Below are 15,435 nucleotides of genomic sequence, written 5' to 3'. Positions count from 1 at the left end.
GATTTCGTCATAGCGTTGAAAGCGCATTATGCCAGCAAATACCGCCGCCATCGCCTCCGCGCGCGCATTCAGTTATTACCTCGACCGCCTGCTGGGCGCCCGTCCCGAACAATTCGAAAGGTTGGCCGCCAGGCTGGATCACTGTTTTGACTTGGCGGAGATGACGGCGTTCGCCGACTGGCCGGCTTTCGACAGCATCGACACGCTGATGCCGGCGCTGCGCCAGCTGCGCGCCGCGGTGATGGCACGGCTGATCACCCGCGACCACGCCGGCCTGGCCGACCTGCACGAAGTCGTCACCACCATCAGCGCGCTGGCCGACTTTGCCGTGCAACAGGCGCTGCCGGTGGCACGGCGCAGCCTGGCGCAGTTCGGCGACCCGATCGGCGAGGAAAGCGGCGAGGTGCAGCAGCTGATCGTGATCGGTATGGGCAAGCTGGGCGGCTTCGAACTGAACGTGTCCTCCGACATCGACCTGATCTTCATCTATCCGGAAGACGGCGACACCAACGGCCAGCGCAAGACCTCCAACCACGAATACTTCACCCGTCTCGGCAAGGAGCTGATCCGCGCCATCAACGACCTCACCTACGACGGCCAGGTGTTCCGCGTCGACATGCGCCTGCGCCCGTACGGCGATTCCGGCCCGCTGGTGATGAGCCTGGCGGGGCTGGAAAACTACCTGTTGAGCCAGGGCCGCGAGTGGGAACGCTACGCTTGGATCAAGGCGCGGGTGATGAGCGGCGACGACAGCTACCTGTCGCAGCTGGTGCGCCCCTTCGTGTACCGCAAGTACATGGATTACGGTGCCTACGGCGCGATGCGCGAGCTGCACGCGCAGATCCGCCGCGAGGTGGCGCGCCGCGACATGGCGGAAAACATCAAGCTGGGGCCGGGCGGCATCCGCGAGGTGGAATTCATCGCCCAGGTGTTCCAGCTGATCCGCGGCGGCCGCGAGCGCCGCCTGCAACTGCGCAGCACGCGCGACACCTACGCCGTGCTGGCCGAATTGCGCCTGCTGGAGCCGGAAACGGTCAGCGAACTGCTGGAGGCGTATACCTTTTTGCGCAATCTGGAACACCGGCTGCAGTACCTCGACGACCAGCAGACGCAAAACCTGCCGAGCAGCGAGGACAACCGGCAGCGCATCGCCGCCAGCATGGGCTTTGCCGACTGGCACGGCTTCCTCGATGCGCTCAACCAGCACCGCCGCCGCGTCACCCGCCACTTCGAGCAGGTGTTCTTCCTGCCGACCGAAGGCGCCGCCGCGCATCCGCTGCAGGCGCTGTGGCAGGAGCTGGCCGACAACGACATCAGCGCCACGCTGCAGCAGCTCGGCTACCACGACGCCGCCGACGTGCAGCGCCAGCTGCGCAGCCTCGCCGCCAGCCAGCGTTACCAGCAGATGCCGGACAGCAGCCGCAAGAAGCTGGACGCGCTGATCCCGCCGCTGATCGAGGTCGCCGCCGGTTTCGACAACCCGGACCTGACGCTGTCGCGCATCCTGACGCTACTGGAAAGCATCAGCCGCCGCGCCTCCTACCTGTCGCTGCTGCAGGAGTATCCGCAGACGCTGCAGCGGCTGGCGTCGCTGTACTCGGCCAGCGCCTGGGTATCGGCCTACCTCAACCGCCACCCGATCCTGCTCGACGAGCTGCTGGATGCGCGCGTGCTGTACGCCAGCCCGGACTGGCCGCAGCTGGCGGCGCAGCTGGAACAGCAGCTGGCCGACTGCCAGGGCGACGTCGAGGCGCAGATGGACACCCTGCGCCACTTCCAGCACGCGCAGACCTTCCGCCTGGTAGCGCAGGATCTGGCCGGGATGTGGACACTGGAAGCATTGTCCGACGAGCTGTCGGCGCTGGCCGACATGGTGCTGGACGCCACGCTGCGCCACGCCTGGCTGGACCTGCCCAAGCGCCACTGCGAGGTGCCACGCTTCAGCATCATCGGTTACGGCAAGCTGGGGGGCAAGGAGCTGGGCTACGCCTCCGACCTCGACGTGATCTTCCTCTACGACGATGACCACCCGGACGCCGCCGAGCTGTACTCGCGGCTGGCACGCAAGCTGACCACCTGGCTGACCAGCGTCACCGCCGCCGGCTCGCTGTACGACATAGACCTGCGCCTGCGCCCCAACGGCACCAGCGGCCTCTTGGTCAGCACCGTCGACGCCTTCCGCCAGTACCAGCAGAAGGATGCCTGGCTGTGGGAGCACCAGGCGCTGACCCGCGCCCGCTTCGTCTGCGGCGACGCGGCGATCGGCCAGCAATTCGAGGCCATCCGCCATCAGGTGCTGACCCTGCCGCGCGACATCGGCCAGCTGCGCGACGAGGTGCTGGCAATGCGTGCCAAGATGCTGGAAAGCCACCCGGCCCGCGACGCCGACGTCAAGCATGCGCGCGGCGGCATCGTCGATGTCGAGTTCATCACCCAGTTCCTGATCCTGGCGCACGCCAGCCAGTACCCGGAGCTAACCCGCAACAGCGGCAACATTGCCCTGCTCGGCGCTGCGGCCAACGTTGGCCTGATTCCGGCCGAGCTGGCCAATCAGGGGCAGAGCGCCTATCGCCACTACCGGCGACTGCAGCACGCGGCGCGGCTCAATGACAGCCAGATCACCGACGACATCCCGCAGGAAGACTACCGCCATGTGCGTGCGCTATGGCAGTGCGCACTGCAGGATGAAGCTTGAAAACACAAGCGCAACACTCGGCGCTATAATTGCGCCACATTAAAAACAGGACTACAGCGGAGAATTCATCATGTCGATGGCAGATCGCGACGGTTTTATCTGGTACGACGGACAACTGGTTGACTGGCGCAACGCCACCACCCACGTGCTGACCCACACCCTGCACTACGGCATGGGCGTGTTCGAAGGCGTGCGCGCCTACGAAACACCGAAGGGTCCGGCCATCTTCCGTCTGCAGGACCATACCGACCGCCTGTTCCGCTCCGCCAAGATCCTCGGCATGGACCTGCCGTTCAGCAAGGAACAGATCAACCAGGCGCACATCGACGTGGTGCGCGCCAACCAGCTCAAGTCCTGCTACTTCCGCCCGATGGCGTTTTACGGCTCCGGCAAGCTCGGCATCGCGCCGAAAAAGGACGACGTGCAGGTCATCGTCGCCGCCTGGCCGTGGGGCGCCTACCTCGGCGAGGAAGGCCTGGAGCAAGGCATCCGCGTCAAGACAAGCTCGTTCACCCGCCACCACGTCAACATCACCATGTGCAAGGCGAAGGCGAACGGCAACTACATGAACTCCATCCTCGCCAACAACGAGGCGACGGCAGACGGTTACGACGAGGCACTGTTGCTGGACGTGGACGGCTTCGTGGCCGAAGGCTCCGGCGAGAACATCTTCATCGTCCGCAAGAACAAGCTGTACACCCCGGACCTGACCTCCGCACTGGAAGGCATCACCCGCGACACCGTGGTGCAGCTGGCGCAGGAGATGGGGTTGCAGATCATCGAAAAACGCATCACCCGCGACGAAGTCTATACCGCCGACGAAGCATTCTTCACCGGCACCGCCGCCGAAGTGACCCCGATCCGCGAGCTGGATCGCCGCAGCATCGGCGAAGGCAAGCGCGGCCCGATCACCACCGAGATCCAGAAGCGCTACTTCGATTGCGTCAAGGGTCTGGACGCCGGCAAGCAACACTGGCTCACCTACCTCGATTAACCCATTGGCTAGCCGCCCCGGCAAGGGGCACACAAGAAAGTACTGAACATGGCAGAACTGAAAGAAAACACCGCTCGCTTTATCGAAGTCACGGCAAAAGACCTGCCGCTGCACTGCCCGACCCCGGAAATGCTGAAGTGGAACTCGCACCCGCGCGTATTCCTGCCGATCGTGAAAAACAGCGGCGAGGCCCTGTGCCCGTACTGCGGCACCCACTACAAGCTGACCGGCCCGGTTAGCGGCCACCACTAAGCCTTCCTGCCCAATGGACAAAGGTGCGGCTTGCGCTGCACCTTTTTTGCTTGATACATGATCAAAAAGCTACTGGTAATCGGCCCTTCCTGGGTAGGTGACGGCGTGATGGCGCAGCCGCTGTACCGTCGCCTGCACGAGCGCCACCCCGGCCTGGAACTGCACGTCTTCGCCCCCGCCTGGACCCTGCCGCTGCTGGCACGGATGCCGGAAGTGGCCAAGGCGCACCTCAACCCGTTCGGGCATGGCCAACTGCGCCTGCGCGAGCGCTGGCGCGTGGCGCGCGCACTGCACCGCGAAGGTTTCGACCAGGTGGTGGTGCTGCCCAATTCGCTCAAGGCTGCGCTGATCCCGTTCCTGGCCGGCATTCCGCTGCGCACCGGTTTTACCGGCGAGCTGCGCTATGGCTTGCTCAACGACACCCGTGAGTTGAACGAGCAAGAGCTGCCGACCATGGTCGAGCGCTTCTGCATCCTGGCCGAGGAGCCGCGCCACGCGCTGCACCGCCCGATTCCGCACCCCAGTCTCCGCTCGCAACCGGCCGCCCAGCAGGCCGTCGCCGCGCGCCTCGGCCTGTCGCTGGACAAGCCGGTGGTCGCGATGTGCCCCGGTGCCGAATACGGCCCGGCCAAGCGTTGGCCGTCGCGCCACTTTGCCGCCCTGGCGGCGGCACTCGACAGCCGCGGCTACCAGGTGTGGCTGTTCGGCTCGGCCAAGGACCAGGACATCGGCGAGGAAATCAGCAAGCTGGCGCAAGGCAAGGCGCTCAACCTGTGCGGCAAGACCGGTCTCGACGAAGCCATCGACCTGATGGCGCTGGCCAGGCTGGCGGTATGCAACGACTCCGGCCTGATGCACGTCGCTGCCGCCCTGCACATTCCGCTGGTGGCCCTCTACGGCTCGTCCAGCCCGGACTTCACGCCACCGCTCAGCGACCACGCCGAAATCGTCAACCTCAATCTGGACTGCAGCCCCTGCTTCGAGCGCACCTGCCCGTACCAGCACATGCGCTGCCTGGAAGACATGCTGCCGGAACGGGTACTGCAGGCCTGCCTGAAGCAGCTGGACATCCGGCCATCCTGCCCCACACAAGAAACGGCGACACCGTAATGAGCAAAGAAAACGCCTCCGAAGACAACAGCCGCCGCATGGAGCTGGTGCGCGCCGCCGCCCGCCTGTTCCGCGACCAGGGCTACGAGCGCACCACCGTGCGCGACCTGGGCAATGCCGTCGGCCTGCAATCCGGCAGCCTGTTCTACCACTTCCGCACCAAGGAAGAGATTCTGGTCGCGGTCATGGCGCTGGGCATCACCGCCACCACCGAACAGTTGGCTGCAGCGCTGTCCCGCGCCAAGACGCCGCGCGAAAAGCTGGCGGCACTGTTCCACGTCCACCTGCACTCGCTGCTCGGCGACAACCAGGCCGCGCTGGAAGTAATGCTCTACGAATGGCGCAGCGTCTCCGCCGCCGCCAAGCCCGGCCTGATCGTGCTGCGCGACCGCTACGAAGCGCTGTGGCAGGATGCACTGGACGAAGCCGCCGCCGCCGGTCTGGTCAAGCCGGATACCCGCCTGCTGCGCCGCACCCTGCTGGGCAGCCTGCACTGGACGGTACAGTGGTATCACGGCAACGGCGAACTCTCCGTCGCCGAACTGGCCGACCGCATGCTGGAGCTGACCGTCATCGCCTGAAACCGGGGCCGCCACGCACTTGCAAATGGTGCGCGGATGGCATTGAATCAAGGCAGGACCTCTTCGGGATCGCCACATGAAACTGCGGTTGCAAAGAATGCTGTGGCTGGTAGCCGGCTGGCTGTGCCTGCTGCTGGCCCTGATCGGCGCGCTGCTCCCGGTGATGCCGACCACCGTCTTCGTGCTAATGGCCGCCGCCTGCTTCGGCCGCAGCAGTCCGGCGCTGCTGCACTGGCTACACCACCATCCGCGGCTCGGTCCGCCACTGCTACAGTGGCAGCGCTACCACGGCATGTCCGTCAGAACCAAGGCTGTGGCGCTGGGCACCGTCGCCCTGTCATTCAGCTTCAGCGTCTATGCCACGCTGCAGCAACCCTGGCTTACCGCCCTGCTGTTACTGGTGTGGGCGGCACTCAGCCTGTGGATGTGGCGGCTGCCGACAATTCCAGCAACATCAGCATGTTGTGCTATGCTTGACAGCAAATCATAGTCCTTTGTCGTGACGGAGACCCCGCATGGATGCCATTAATTCCGCCGCATCAGCCAGCAGCAGCGCCAGCATACTGCGCGAAGCTGCGGAACAGCGTCGCCTGCAGCAGGAACAGCAACAGGAAAGCCAGCTGGCGCCCGCGCCGGCCGCCGAAGCGGTTGCCGCCAGCACGCTGCCCACCGCCCGTCCCAGCCAGGCCGTCAGCAACACCGAACAGGCACTCCAGGCCCAGTTGCTCGACTCGCGCCGCGTCAACCAGCCAGAGCCGAACACCACGCTCGCCGCCAGCGAACGCAGCCCTGGCAACCGACTGAACGAGCCGCAAGCGCGCCGCGACACTGCGGAGCAGCCCACACCGGCTGCCAGCACCGAACGCACGGTCCCGGCAGAAGCCCGCGTGCCCGTCAATGCCTCGCAACAGGCCATCACCCAATACCAGGTCAGCCAGTCCTTGCTGCAGGATGCCAGCAGCAGCACACGCATCCGCACCGAAGCCTGAGCCAAGTCATCACGCACACAAAAAGAAACGGGAGCCAAGGCTCCCGTTTCTTTATTGCCGCATCAGCCGAGGCATCAGGCCTGCACGTCGATACGGTTACCCAGATGCGGCGGATTGTTGCCCTGTGGCGCGGCGACATCCGTTGCCGTAGCCAGCAAGGCCAGCGCCGCACTCTCGCTGACCTCCATCGTTTTCTTCAGCATCAGGATTTGCGCCACTTGCGCCACCTGATTGTCTGCTGCCGCCGAAACTGCCGCCATCACCATCCCCCGAGCGACGATTACCGTAAACTATCCGCCGCGTTGAAACACTCAATCAGAATTGTCATCCATTCCTGATAGAATACGCACTATCGTCTCTGCCAGACAGGAAAAAGACAAACATGAGCCAAACCCGTCACTGCCCTCTGCTTATCCTCGGTTCCGGTCCTGCCGGCTACACCGCCGCCGTCTATGCTGCCCGCGCCAACCTGAAACCGGTTCTGATCACCGGCATGGCCCAGGGCGGTCAACTGATGACCACCACCGATGTCGACAACTGGCCTGCCGATGTGGCTGGCGTGCAGGGCCCGGAGCTGATGCAGCGCTTCCAGCAGCACGCCGAGCGTTTCGGCACCGAAATGATCTTCGATCACATCCACACCGCCAAGCTGGATGAAAGACCATTCCGCCTGATCGGCGATTCCGGTGAATACACCTGCGACGCGCTGATCATTTCCACCGGCGCCTCGGCCAAATACCTCGGCCTGCCATCGGAACAGACCTTCTCCGGCAAGGGCGTGTCCGCCTGCGCCACCTGCGACGGTTTCTTCTATCGCAACCAGGATGTCGCCGTGGTCGGCGGTGGCGATACCGCCGTAGAAGAAGCGCTGTACCTGGCCAACATCGCCAAGCACGTTACCCTGATCCATCGCCGCGACACCTTCCGCGCCGAAAAGATCATGATCGACAAGCTGAACGCGCGCGTGGCCGAGGGCAAGATCAGCCTGAAGCTGAACGCCAATCTGGACGAAGTGCTGGGTGACGACAGCGGCGTGACCGGCGCCCGCCTGAAGTTCAACGACGGCAGCAGCGAAGACCTCAAGCTGATGGGCGTATTCATCGCCATCGGCCACAAGCCGAACACCGACATCTTCAAGGGCCAGCTGGAGCTGGACGAGACCGGCTACATCGTGACCCGCGGCGGCCGTGACGGCAATGCCACCGCCACCAGCGTACCGGGTGTGTTTGCCGCCGGCGACGTGCAGGACCACATCTACCGCCAGGCGATCACCAGCGCCGCATCCGGCTGCCAGGCAGCCCTGGATGCCGAGCGCTTCCTGGATCACTGAGCCCGGCTGCATTGAAGTCGCTCAAGGAGCAACTCAAGCCAGTCAAAGCACAGGCAAGACCCGCGAGGGTCTTGCCTGTTGCCGTTGCGGCCAACCCTGAGCCCGAGCCTGACTTCCGCCAGCTGATGCGGGACGTGCGCCCGCTCAAGCAGGATGGCCGCGTCTGCCACACCCCGCCACTACCCAAGCCGCGCCCCCTGCCGCAACATCGCGCCAGCCAGACACCACTGACGCCGCAAGCAGAGCAGGCGCTGTTCACCCAGATGATAGGCTGGTTCGAGCCTGCACAGATCGACAGTCAGCACCGCAGTCCCGGCACGCCGAGCAACACCCTGAAGAAACTGCGCGCCGGGCATTGGCCCGTCTGCGCCGAGCTGGACCTGCACGGACTGGACCGCTTTGCCGCGCATGAGCAGCTGACCGTATTCCTGCATCGTGCCCGCCACCTGGGCCAGTGCGTGCGGGTGATTCACGGCAAGGGACTCAGCTCACCGGGCGAACCGGTGCTGCCGAAGATGGTCAGAGCCTGGCTCAGCCACCACCCGGATGTACTGGCTTTCTGCGAAACCCGTATCGAACAAGGCGGCAGTGGCGCGGTACTGGCCCTGCTGCGCCGCCCGCACGGCTAAACCCGAGGACACCACCATGGACACCACCCGCATCACCCCCTTCACCGCCGCCGCCACCAGCGGCGAGAGCGTCACCCTGCCGCAAGGGCTGACCGTGCTGTACTTCTACCCGAAGGACAACACCCCTGGCTGCACCAACGAGGCGATGGCCTTTCGCGATTTGCATCCGCAATTCCTGGCCGCCGGCGCCCGTATCCTCGGCGTATCGCGCGACAGCCTGAAATCGCACGAGAATTTCAGGGTCAAGCACGAATTGCCATTTGAATTGATCAGCGATCCGGACGAAACTGTATGTAACCTGTTCGGTGTCATGAAACTGAAAAACATGTACGGCAAACAGGTGAGAGGGATAGAACGCAGCACTTTTGTCATCAATAGCGATGGCGACATCCTGCGCGAATGGCGCGGACTGAAAGTCCCCGGACACGCCGAAGAAGTGCTGACGTTCGTCAAGTCGCTTTAAGCGCCAGGTCCGGCACCCTGCCGGACCCCGCTTCAACAAGGGGGTCTTTCTCATGGCAAGCCACAGCAAGAGCAACGTCTGCAAACTGTTCGTCCTCGACACCAACGTCCTGCTGCATGACCCGACCTGCCTGTTCCGCTTCGAAGAGCACGACGTGTTCATTCCCATCATCACCCTCGAGGAGCTGGACACCCACAAGAAAGGCATGTCGGAAGTGGCGCGCAACGCCCGGCAAGCCAGCCGCTTTCTCGACGAAATCGTCAGCAGCAGCACCAACGACATCGAGGACGGCATTTCACTGAAAGCCCCCAGCCGCGACGCCGCCAGCGGCAAGCTGCGCCTGCAGACCGAAGCACTGCACGCGGTGCTGCCCTCCTCGCTGCCGGTCGGCAAGGCCGACAACCAGATCCTCGGCATCGTGATGGCGCTGAAGCAGGCGGACACCAGCCGCCCGGCCATCCTGGTGTCGAAAGACATCAATATGCGCATCAAGGCACGCGCACTGGGACTGGACGCCGAGGACTACTTCAACGACAAGGTACTGGAAGACACCGACCTGTTGTACGGCGGCACCCGCGAGATAGACGTCGACTTCTGGGAGCGCAACGGCCGGGATCTGAAATCGTGGCAGGAAGGCGGCCGCACCTACTACCAGTTCAAGGGCCCGGATGCCCCCAAGCTGCTGCTGAACCAGCTGCTGTGGCAGGAAGGCGAGCAGCCGATGCAGGCACGGGTGCTACGCCTCGACGGCAAGGAAGCGGTGCTGGAGACACTGAAGGACTACAGCCACCAGAAGAACAATGTGTGGGGCATCGTCGCGCGCAACCGCGAACAGAATTTCGCGCTAAACCTGCTGATGAACCCGGATATCGACTTCGTCACCCTGCTCGGCCAGGCCGGCACCGGCAAGACCCTGCTCACCTTGGCCGCGGGCCTGGCGCTGACGCTGGAGCAGAAGCTGTACAGCGAGATCATCATGACCCGCGTCACCGTGCCGGTCGGCGAGGACATCGGCTTTTTGCCCGGCACCGAAGAGGAAAAGATGCTGCCATGGATGGGCGCACTGGAAGACAACCTCGACGTGCTCAACAAGAGCGAGGATGACGGTGGCGACTGGGGGCGCGCCGCCACCCGCGACCTGATCCGCTCGCGCATCAAGGTCAAGTCGCTCAACTTCATGCGCGGCCGTACCTTCCTCAACAAATACCTGATCATCGATGAAGCGCAGAACCTGACGCCGAAACAGATGAAAACGCTGATCACCCGTGCCGGCCCCGGCACCAAGGTGGTCTGCCTCGGCAACATCAGTCAGATCGACACTCCGTACCTGACCGAAGGCAGTTCCGGCATCAGCTACGTCGTTGATCGTTTCAAAGGCTGGGAACACTCCGGCCACATTACCTTGCAGCGCGGCGAACGCTCGCGCCTGGCAGACCACGCAGCGGAAGTCCTTTGACCATCAAACTTGAACTGATCCACACCCCGGCAGCAGGGGCGACATCGACGATGCCCCCCCTGCTTTTTGTTCACGGCGCTTTCAGTAGCGCCAGCTGCTGGCAGCAACACTTCATGCCCTGGTTCAGCGCGCGCGGTTACGACTGCTGGGCGCTGAGCTTCGAGGGACACGGCGACAGCGACGGCCACGCCTACCTCGCCGCCATCAGCATCGATGACTACGTCGGTAACCTGCAGCAGGCGATCCGGCAACTGCCGCGCCCGCCGATCGTGATCGCCCACTCCATGGGCGGCTTTGTGCTGCAGCAATACCTGACCCGCCACGACCTGCCCGGCGCCGTACTGCTGGCCTCGGTGCCGCCAAGCGGCCTCGCCGGTTCCAGCATGCGGCTGATGACCCAGGCGCCGGAGCTGTTCATGCAACTGAACCTGTTCCAGCAGGGCAATTACCAGCCGGAGCTGAACGAACTGCGGCACATGCTGTTTTCTGACGACGCCGACCTCGCCGCGGTGGACTGGGTGGCGCACCACAGCCAGACCGAAAGCCAGCGCGCGATCATGGACATGACCCTGGTGCCGCCACTCCTGCAGCGCCGCATCGCCCCACTGCCCAACCTGGTGCTGGGCGCGGCGGCGGACCAGCTGATCTCACCAGAAGACGTCACCGAGACCGCGACACGCTTCGGCAGTACGCCGAAAATCCTGCCGCACATCGGCCACATGATGATGCTGGACAATCGCTGGGAGCAGTGCGCGCAACGGATTGAGGCGTGGCTGGCACGTACCCCCCTCGAATGACAGAAAGGTTGGCCGCATTACTGCGGCCAACCTTTTCGGCTTCCATTCGGGCGATCTCTCTTCAGAAAAACAAGCTGCCCACCCGCTCAGGCATACAGCAATTTGACTGCCTGCGCCTCACCGAAGAACAGCTCGCCCTCGTGACGCAGGCCGATCGCCTCCAGCACCCGGATCGAGCCTGCGTTGGCCGCATCGACAATGGCGGTGATGCGCGGCAGGCGCAGCACATTGCGACCGTAGTCGAGGCTGGCCTGCGCCGCTTCGCGCGCGTAGCCCTGGCCGCGATATGGCGGCAGAAAGGTGTAACCGACATCCGGATCCGGTAGACCCTCGCGGCGGATGATGCCGCACAAGCCCATCAGCGCACCATCGGACTTGCGCACCACGCACCACAACGCATGGCCATGCTGCGCGTAGGCCGCCAGCGGCCCTTCCTGCAGGTAGCGGCGGGCGTCGTCCAGCGTGCGCACACCGCGATCGATCACCTTGCGCACGAAGTCGGGGTCGTTCAGTGCCGCCAGCACGAATTCGGCATCCTCCAGCGTCAGCTCACGCAGCTGCAGCCGCGCCGTCTCCGCGATCAGCATGCAACCGCCAGGCCGAACGGATCGTCGATGCTGTGGCTGGGCTGGGTAAACCAGCGCGGCCCCTGCTCCGTCATGTAGAAGTGGTCCTCCAGTCGCACGCCGAACTCACCAGGGATGCAGATCATCGGCTCGTTGCTGAAGCACATGCCGACTTCCAGCGGCGTGCGGTCGCTGGACACCAGATACGGCCATTCGTGGATGTCCATGCCGATACCGTGGCCGGTACGGTGCGGCAAACCCGGCAGCGCGTAGCCGGGGCCGAAGCCGTCGGCCTGCAATTGCCGGCGCGCGGCCAGATCGACCTCGCCACACGGCGTGCCCAGCTGCGCCGCCGCGAAGGCCGCCGCCTGTGCCGCCTTTTCCGCCCGCCACACCTCGCGCTGGCGCGCATCCGGCTCGCCAAACACATAGGTACGGGTGATGTCGGAAATATAGCCGTGCAGGGTGCAGCCAGTATCGATCAGCACCATGTCACCCTGCTTCAGCACCTGCGGATTCTTGACCCCGTGCGGATAGGCGGTCGCCTCACCGAACAGCACGATGCAGAAGTAGGAACCGGCGGCACCGACACGACGGTGCGCCTCGGCGATGAACGCTTCGACCTCGGTGGTGGTGATGCCCTCATGCAGGATGCCGGCCGTGGCCTGGTGCACCGCCCGCGTCATGTCCTTGGCACGCTGCATCAGCGCGATTTCCTCCGGCGACTTGCGCATGCGACAGTGTGCGGTCACCTCGCGGGCATTGACCAGCTGGTAGCCGGTGGCATGCTGGCGGATACCGTCGGCGATGAAGAACGCCGCACTTTCGTCGATGCCGATGCGCGGCGGCTGTTCAAGGTTGGCCGCAATCCCCAACCGCGCCAGCGTCGCCACAAACAGCGCATACGGGCTTTCGTGTTCGTGCCAGGCGTTCACCTCGCCCTGCAGCTGCATGTAGTCGTGCAGCGTGCCGACCTCGAACCAGGGCGCGATGAATTCCAGCGCGCCATGCGCCGGCAGGATCGCCCCCACCATGCGCTCGCTGGCATACCATTTCAGGCCGGTAAAGTAGTTGAGGCTGGTTCCCGCATTCAGATACAGCGCCGCGATGCCGTTGGCCTGCATATACGCCTGCGCCTTGGCCAGCCGTACACGGTATTCGTCCAGCCCGATCGGCTGCGCGCCCTGCGTCATGTCCTGCAAGCCAGCCAGCGCCTGCTCCTTGCTCACCCCACCCACGCCTATCGTCATCGCCTGCTCCCGCTCCGGTTCATCACTGCTGGCCTGTCACCAGCCCACACCAAAGCAGCAATCTATGACTGCGCCACCACAGGGTCAAGTATTTTTTAGTCACACTAAAATTTTACTGTTCAGCAAGGCAATGATTCTCACGTACAATCAGTCCTCACCATCAGGAACCCGCCCCCATGTCAGAGGAAACTCTCGGCCAGCGCCTGCGCCGCTACCGGCGCGCCAGCGGCAAGACCCTGGTCCAGGTAGCCAAAGAAGCCGGCTTGTCGGCCGGCTTCCTGTCCCAGGCAGAGCGCGACATCACCGGCCTGTCGCTGTCGTCACTGGCCAACATCGCCCAGGCCCTCGGCGTGGCAGTGAGTGAGCTGTTCGAATCCCCGCGCCAGGACGCCCCCGACTCGCACGAAGGCCAGCGCCAGAGCTATACCGTCGCCAACATGCCGCAACGCTACGAACGACTGACCACCACCTATAGCGGCAGCGTGCTGAATGCCGTCAAGCTGACACTTCCCCCCGGCTATCGCTCGGAGGTAGTTGCCCACAGCGGCGATGAATTTGTCTATGTGCTGAGTGGTACCGTCACCTATCAGGTCAACGGCCGTGACTATGTGCTGGCCGTCGGCGATTCGCTGCACTTTGATCCGCAGCAGAAGCACGCCATCCACAACGATAGCGACAGCAGCACCGAGGTGATTTCGGTCGGCACGTTGCAATTGTTTGACGATGACGACAAGCAGTACGACTAAACCAGTCCCGGAGCGTATTCAGCACATCTCAATATAGGTACACACCCAACCGGTGACTTGCCCGACGCCCCCTATTTTCAGTAGCAGAGGGCTGTAGCGTCCGAGGTTACTTTAGCTGATTTCTCGGTGAGTGATTTGGCGTAGGCCGCCGGCGTCAAACCGCCAAGCGCTTTCTTGGGTCTTTCATTGTTGTATTCCCTTCGCCAGGCTTCGATGACGACCTGGGCATGGCGCAGACTGGTGAACCAGTGTTCGTTCAGGCACTCATCCCGGAAGCGCCCGTTAAACGATTCGATGTAGGCGTTCTGATTGGGCTTGCCCGGCTCGATGAGGAAGAGCTGAACGCCACGAGCATGTGCCCAGGTGAGCATGGCTCGGCTGCAGAACTCCTTGCCGTTATCGGTCCTGATCGCTTTGGGCAAGCCGCGTGTCCTCGCCAGCTGGTCGAGGACGCGCGTCAGATGCAGGCCACCCATCGCGCGCTCCGGCACAATCGCGACCGCCTCGTGGGTGGCATCATCGACCACGGTCAAACTCTTGATGACACGCCCCTCTGCCGTTCGGTCGAACACGAAGTCCATCGACCAGACCTGATAGGCGGCCAAGGGACGGGCCAGCGGGTGCCGGTCTGCCACCGGCACCTTCTTGCGCTTCCGCTTGCGAATTTGCAGACCCGCCTCGGCATAGAAGCGATCCACCCGCTTGTGATTGACCGCCATGCCACTCTGCCGCAGCTTCAGATAGATCATGCCGGCGCCGTAACGCCGGTGACGTTGCGCGAGCGCGATGATCTTCGCTTTCAAGGCGGCATTGCGGTCGGTGGCGGGCTGGTAGCGGAATGAACTGGGACTGATGCCGGCCAGGCGCAGCGATCGACGCTCGCTGAGCCCCTTGCCGAGCAGGTGGCGCACCAGCTCCCACCGTGACGGTGCGCTCACCATTTTTTTCGCAGGGCCTCTTTGGCAATTTCGTTCTCAAGCATGGTCTCGGCCAAGAGCTTCTTCAGGCGCGCGTTCTCGGCTTCAAGCTCCTTGAGACGCTTGGCTTCCGAGACATTCATGCCGCCAAACTTGCTGCGCTAGAGGTAGTAGCTAGCCTCCGAGAAGGCGTGCTTGCGGCACAATTCGGCAATAGGCATGCCGGCCTTCGCTTCGCGCAGGAAGCCGATGATCTGTTCTTCGGTGAAACGTTTCTTCATGTCCAATCTCCGTGTCATGGTGGATTGGACTCTAACTGGGACTGGACAGCAGCCAGCTGTCGCATCAGCTGGCCGACCACCTGCCGACCCTGATCGACAAGCTGACGCCGGGTGGCGAGCTGCCCGCCGACAACCTGCTGGCGCAAGGGCTGAACCTCGCCAAGGGACTGTTCAACCGCTGAGCGCGGCGGCGACGTTCAGGCCACCATCCCGGCAGGGGCTCAAGCGTGGCCGTAGTGCCCCTCCCAAAGCCAAGCCCGGCCGCCAGGCCGGGCTTGTGTCATCTACACTACTTTGCGTTGCACAAAGCACAAAGCCCAGCTTGATGTCTCAAGCTGGGCTTTGTTTAAGGGGCGTCTGGCGGTGTCCTACTTTCACA

16 protein-coding genes and 1 pseudogene are annotated in these 15,435 nt (G+C 63.8%); 13 read left to right on the top strand and 4 right to left on the bottom strand.

The genetic code is table 11. The features are described 5' to 3' along the window. The first annotated feature begins 28 nt into the window (after positions 1–28). The 7 genes from glnE to NOM55_RS11715 all read left to right on the top strand — a co-directional run bounded on the left by glnE (position 29) and on the right by NOM55_RS11715 (position 6,621). Positions 29–2,695 (top strand): bifunctional [glutamate--ammonia ligase]-adenylyl-L-tyrosine phosphorylase/[glutamate--ammonia-ligase] adenylyltransferase, encoded by a 2,667-nt coding sequence (gene glnE, locus NOM55_RS11745; protein ID WP_255908709.1) that lies wholly within the window; start codon positions 29–31, stop codon positions 2,693–2,695. Positions 2,696–2,765: 70 nt separating this feature from the next. Then, a complete protein-coding gene (locus NOM55_RS11740) occupies positions 2,766–3,689 on the top strand; it encodes a branched-chain amino acid transaminase (RefSeq protein ID WP_255908708.1) in 924 nt (307 codons plus the stop codon). Positions 3,690–3,737: 48 nt separating this feature from the next. Further along, positions 3,738–3,941 (top strand): zinc-finger domain-containing protein, encoded by a 204-nt coding sequence (locus tag NOM55_RS11735; RefSeq protein ID WP_255908707.1) that lies wholly within the window; start codon positions 3,738–3,740, stop codon positions 3,939–3,941. A gap of 57 nt (positions 3,942–3,998) precedes the next feature. Further along, on the top strand, positions 3,999–5,051 hold the full coding sequence (gene waaF, locus NOM55_RS11730) for a lipopolysaccharide heptosyltransferase II (RefSeq protein ID WP_255908706.1): 1,053 nt from the start codon (positions 3,999–4,001) through the stop codon (positions 5,049–5,051). Then, a complete protein-coding gene (locus NOM55_RS11725) occupies positions 5,051–5,632 on the top strand; it encodes a TetR/AcrR family transcriptional regulator (RefSeq protein WP_255908705.1) in 582 nt (193 codons plus the stop codon). Before waaF ends, NOM55_RS11725 begins: the two co-directional genes overlap by 1 nt. A 76-nt stretch (positions 5,633–5,708) precedes the next feature. Continuing rightward, positions 5,709–6,122 carry a YbaN family protein gene (locus NOM55_RS11720; protein WP_255908704.1) on the top strand — a complete coding sequence of 138 codons (414 nt, stop codon included), beginning with the start codon at positions 5,709–5,711 and terminating at the stop codon, positions 6,120–6,122. A gap of 25 nt (positions 6,123–6,147) precedes the next feature. Then, positions 6,148–6,621, top strand: a complete 474-nt coding sequence (locus NOM55_RS11715; RefSeq protein WP_047968286.1) for a hypothetical protein — start codon at positions 6,148–6,150, stop codon at positions 6,619–6,621. A 74-nt stretch (positions 6,622–6,695) separates the two neighbouring features. On the opposite strand, the gene NOM55_RS11710 is transcribed toward NOM55_RS11715, so the two are convergent. Continuing rightward, positions 6,696–6,881, bottom strand: a complete 186-nt coding sequence (locus NOM55_RS11710; RefSeq protein WP_255908703.1) for a putative motility protein — start codon at positions 6,879–6,881, stop codon at positions 6,696–6,698. Between the two features lie 122 nt (positions 6,882–7,003). Here NOM55_RS11710 and trxB point away from each other — a divergent pair, with 122 nt between their 5' ends. From trxB to NOM55_RS11685, 5 genes are all read left to right on the top strand, one after another. Continuing rightward, complete coding sequence (gene trxB, locus NOM55_RS11705; RefSeq protein WP_047968288.1) at positions 7,004–7,951, top strand: thioredoxin-disulfide reductase; 948 nt, start codon at positions 7,004–7,006, stop codon at positions 7,949–7,951. Positions 7,952–8,022: 71 nt separating this feature from the next. Then, positions 8,023–8,580, top strand: coding sequence for a Smr/MutS family protein (locus tag NOM55_RS11700; RefSeq protein ID WP_255908702.1), 558 nt, complete (start codon positions 8,023–8,025; stop codon positions 8,578–8,580). Positions 8,581–8,596: 16 nt separating this feature from the next. Beyond that, the gene (locus NOM55_RS11695) at positions 8,597–9,043 is read left to right on the top strand and encodes a peroxiredoxin (protein WP_047968290.1); all 447 of its coding nucleotides are present in this window, start codon (positions 8,597–8,599) and stop codon (positions 9,041–9,043) included. 52 nt (positions 9,044–9,095) lie between these two features. After that, the gene (locus tag NOM55_RS11690) at positions 9,096–10,499 is read left to right on the top strand and encodes a PhoH family protein (RefSeq protein WP_255908701.1); all 1,404 of its coding nucleotides are present in this window, start codon (positions 9,096–9,098) and stop codon (positions 10,497–10,499) included. A 50-nt stretch (positions 10,500–10,549) separates the two neighbouring features. After that, the gene (locus tag NOM55_RS11685) at positions 10,550–11,296 is read left to right on the top strand and encodes an alpha/beta hydrolase (RefSeq protein ID WP_255908700.1); all 747 of its coding nucleotides are present in this window, start codon (positions 10,550–10,552) and stop codon (positions 11,294–11,296) included. 86 nt (positions 11,297–11,382) lie between these two features. On the opposite strand, the gene NOM55_RS11680 is transcribed toward NOM55_RS11685, so the two are convergent. Together NOM55_RS11680 and NOM55_RS11675 are read right to left on the bottom strand one after the other, a co-directional pair. Next, entirely contained in the window at positions 11,383–11,883 is a 501-nt protein-coding gene (locus tag NOM55_RS11680; protein ID WP_255908699.1) for a GNAT family N-acetyltransferase, read from the bottom strand. Beyond that, entirely contained in the window at positions 11,877–13,112 is a 1,236-nt protein-coding gene (locus tag NOM55_RS11675) for a Xaa-Pro peptidase family protein (RefSeq protein ID WP_255908698.1), read from the bottom strand. The genes NOM55_RS11680 and NOM55_RS11675 overlap by 7 nt, the downstream gene beginning before the upstream one ends. Positions 13,113–13,288: 176 nt before the next feature. Between NOM55_RS11675 and NOM55_RS11670 the strand changes: the two genes are divergently transcribed. Next, positions 13,289–13,858 (top strand): helix-turn-helix domain-containing protein, encoded by a 570-nt coding sequence (locus tag NOM55_RS11670; RefSeq protein WP_255908697.1) that lies wholly within the window; start codon positions 13,289–13,291, stop codon positions 13,856–13,858. 77 nt (positions 13,859–13,935) lie between these two features. Here NOM55_RS11670 and NOM55_RS11665 read toward each other — a convergent pair. Next, positions 13,936–15,056 (bottom strand): annotated as a pseudogene (locus NOM55_RS11665) (IS3 family transposase). Positions 15,057–15,435 lie beyond the last annotated feature (379 nt).

The sequence above is a fragment of the Vogesella sp. AC12 genome, assembly GCF_024437575.1.
In the GTDB taxonomy this organism is placed as follows: Bacteria; Pseudomonadota; Gammaproteobacteria; order Burkholderiales; family Chromobacteriaceae; genus Vogesella; species Vogesella indigofera.
The sequence above is the reverse complement of the archived record's forward strand: the minus strand, read 5'-3'. Positions and strand labels throughout refer to the sequence as shown.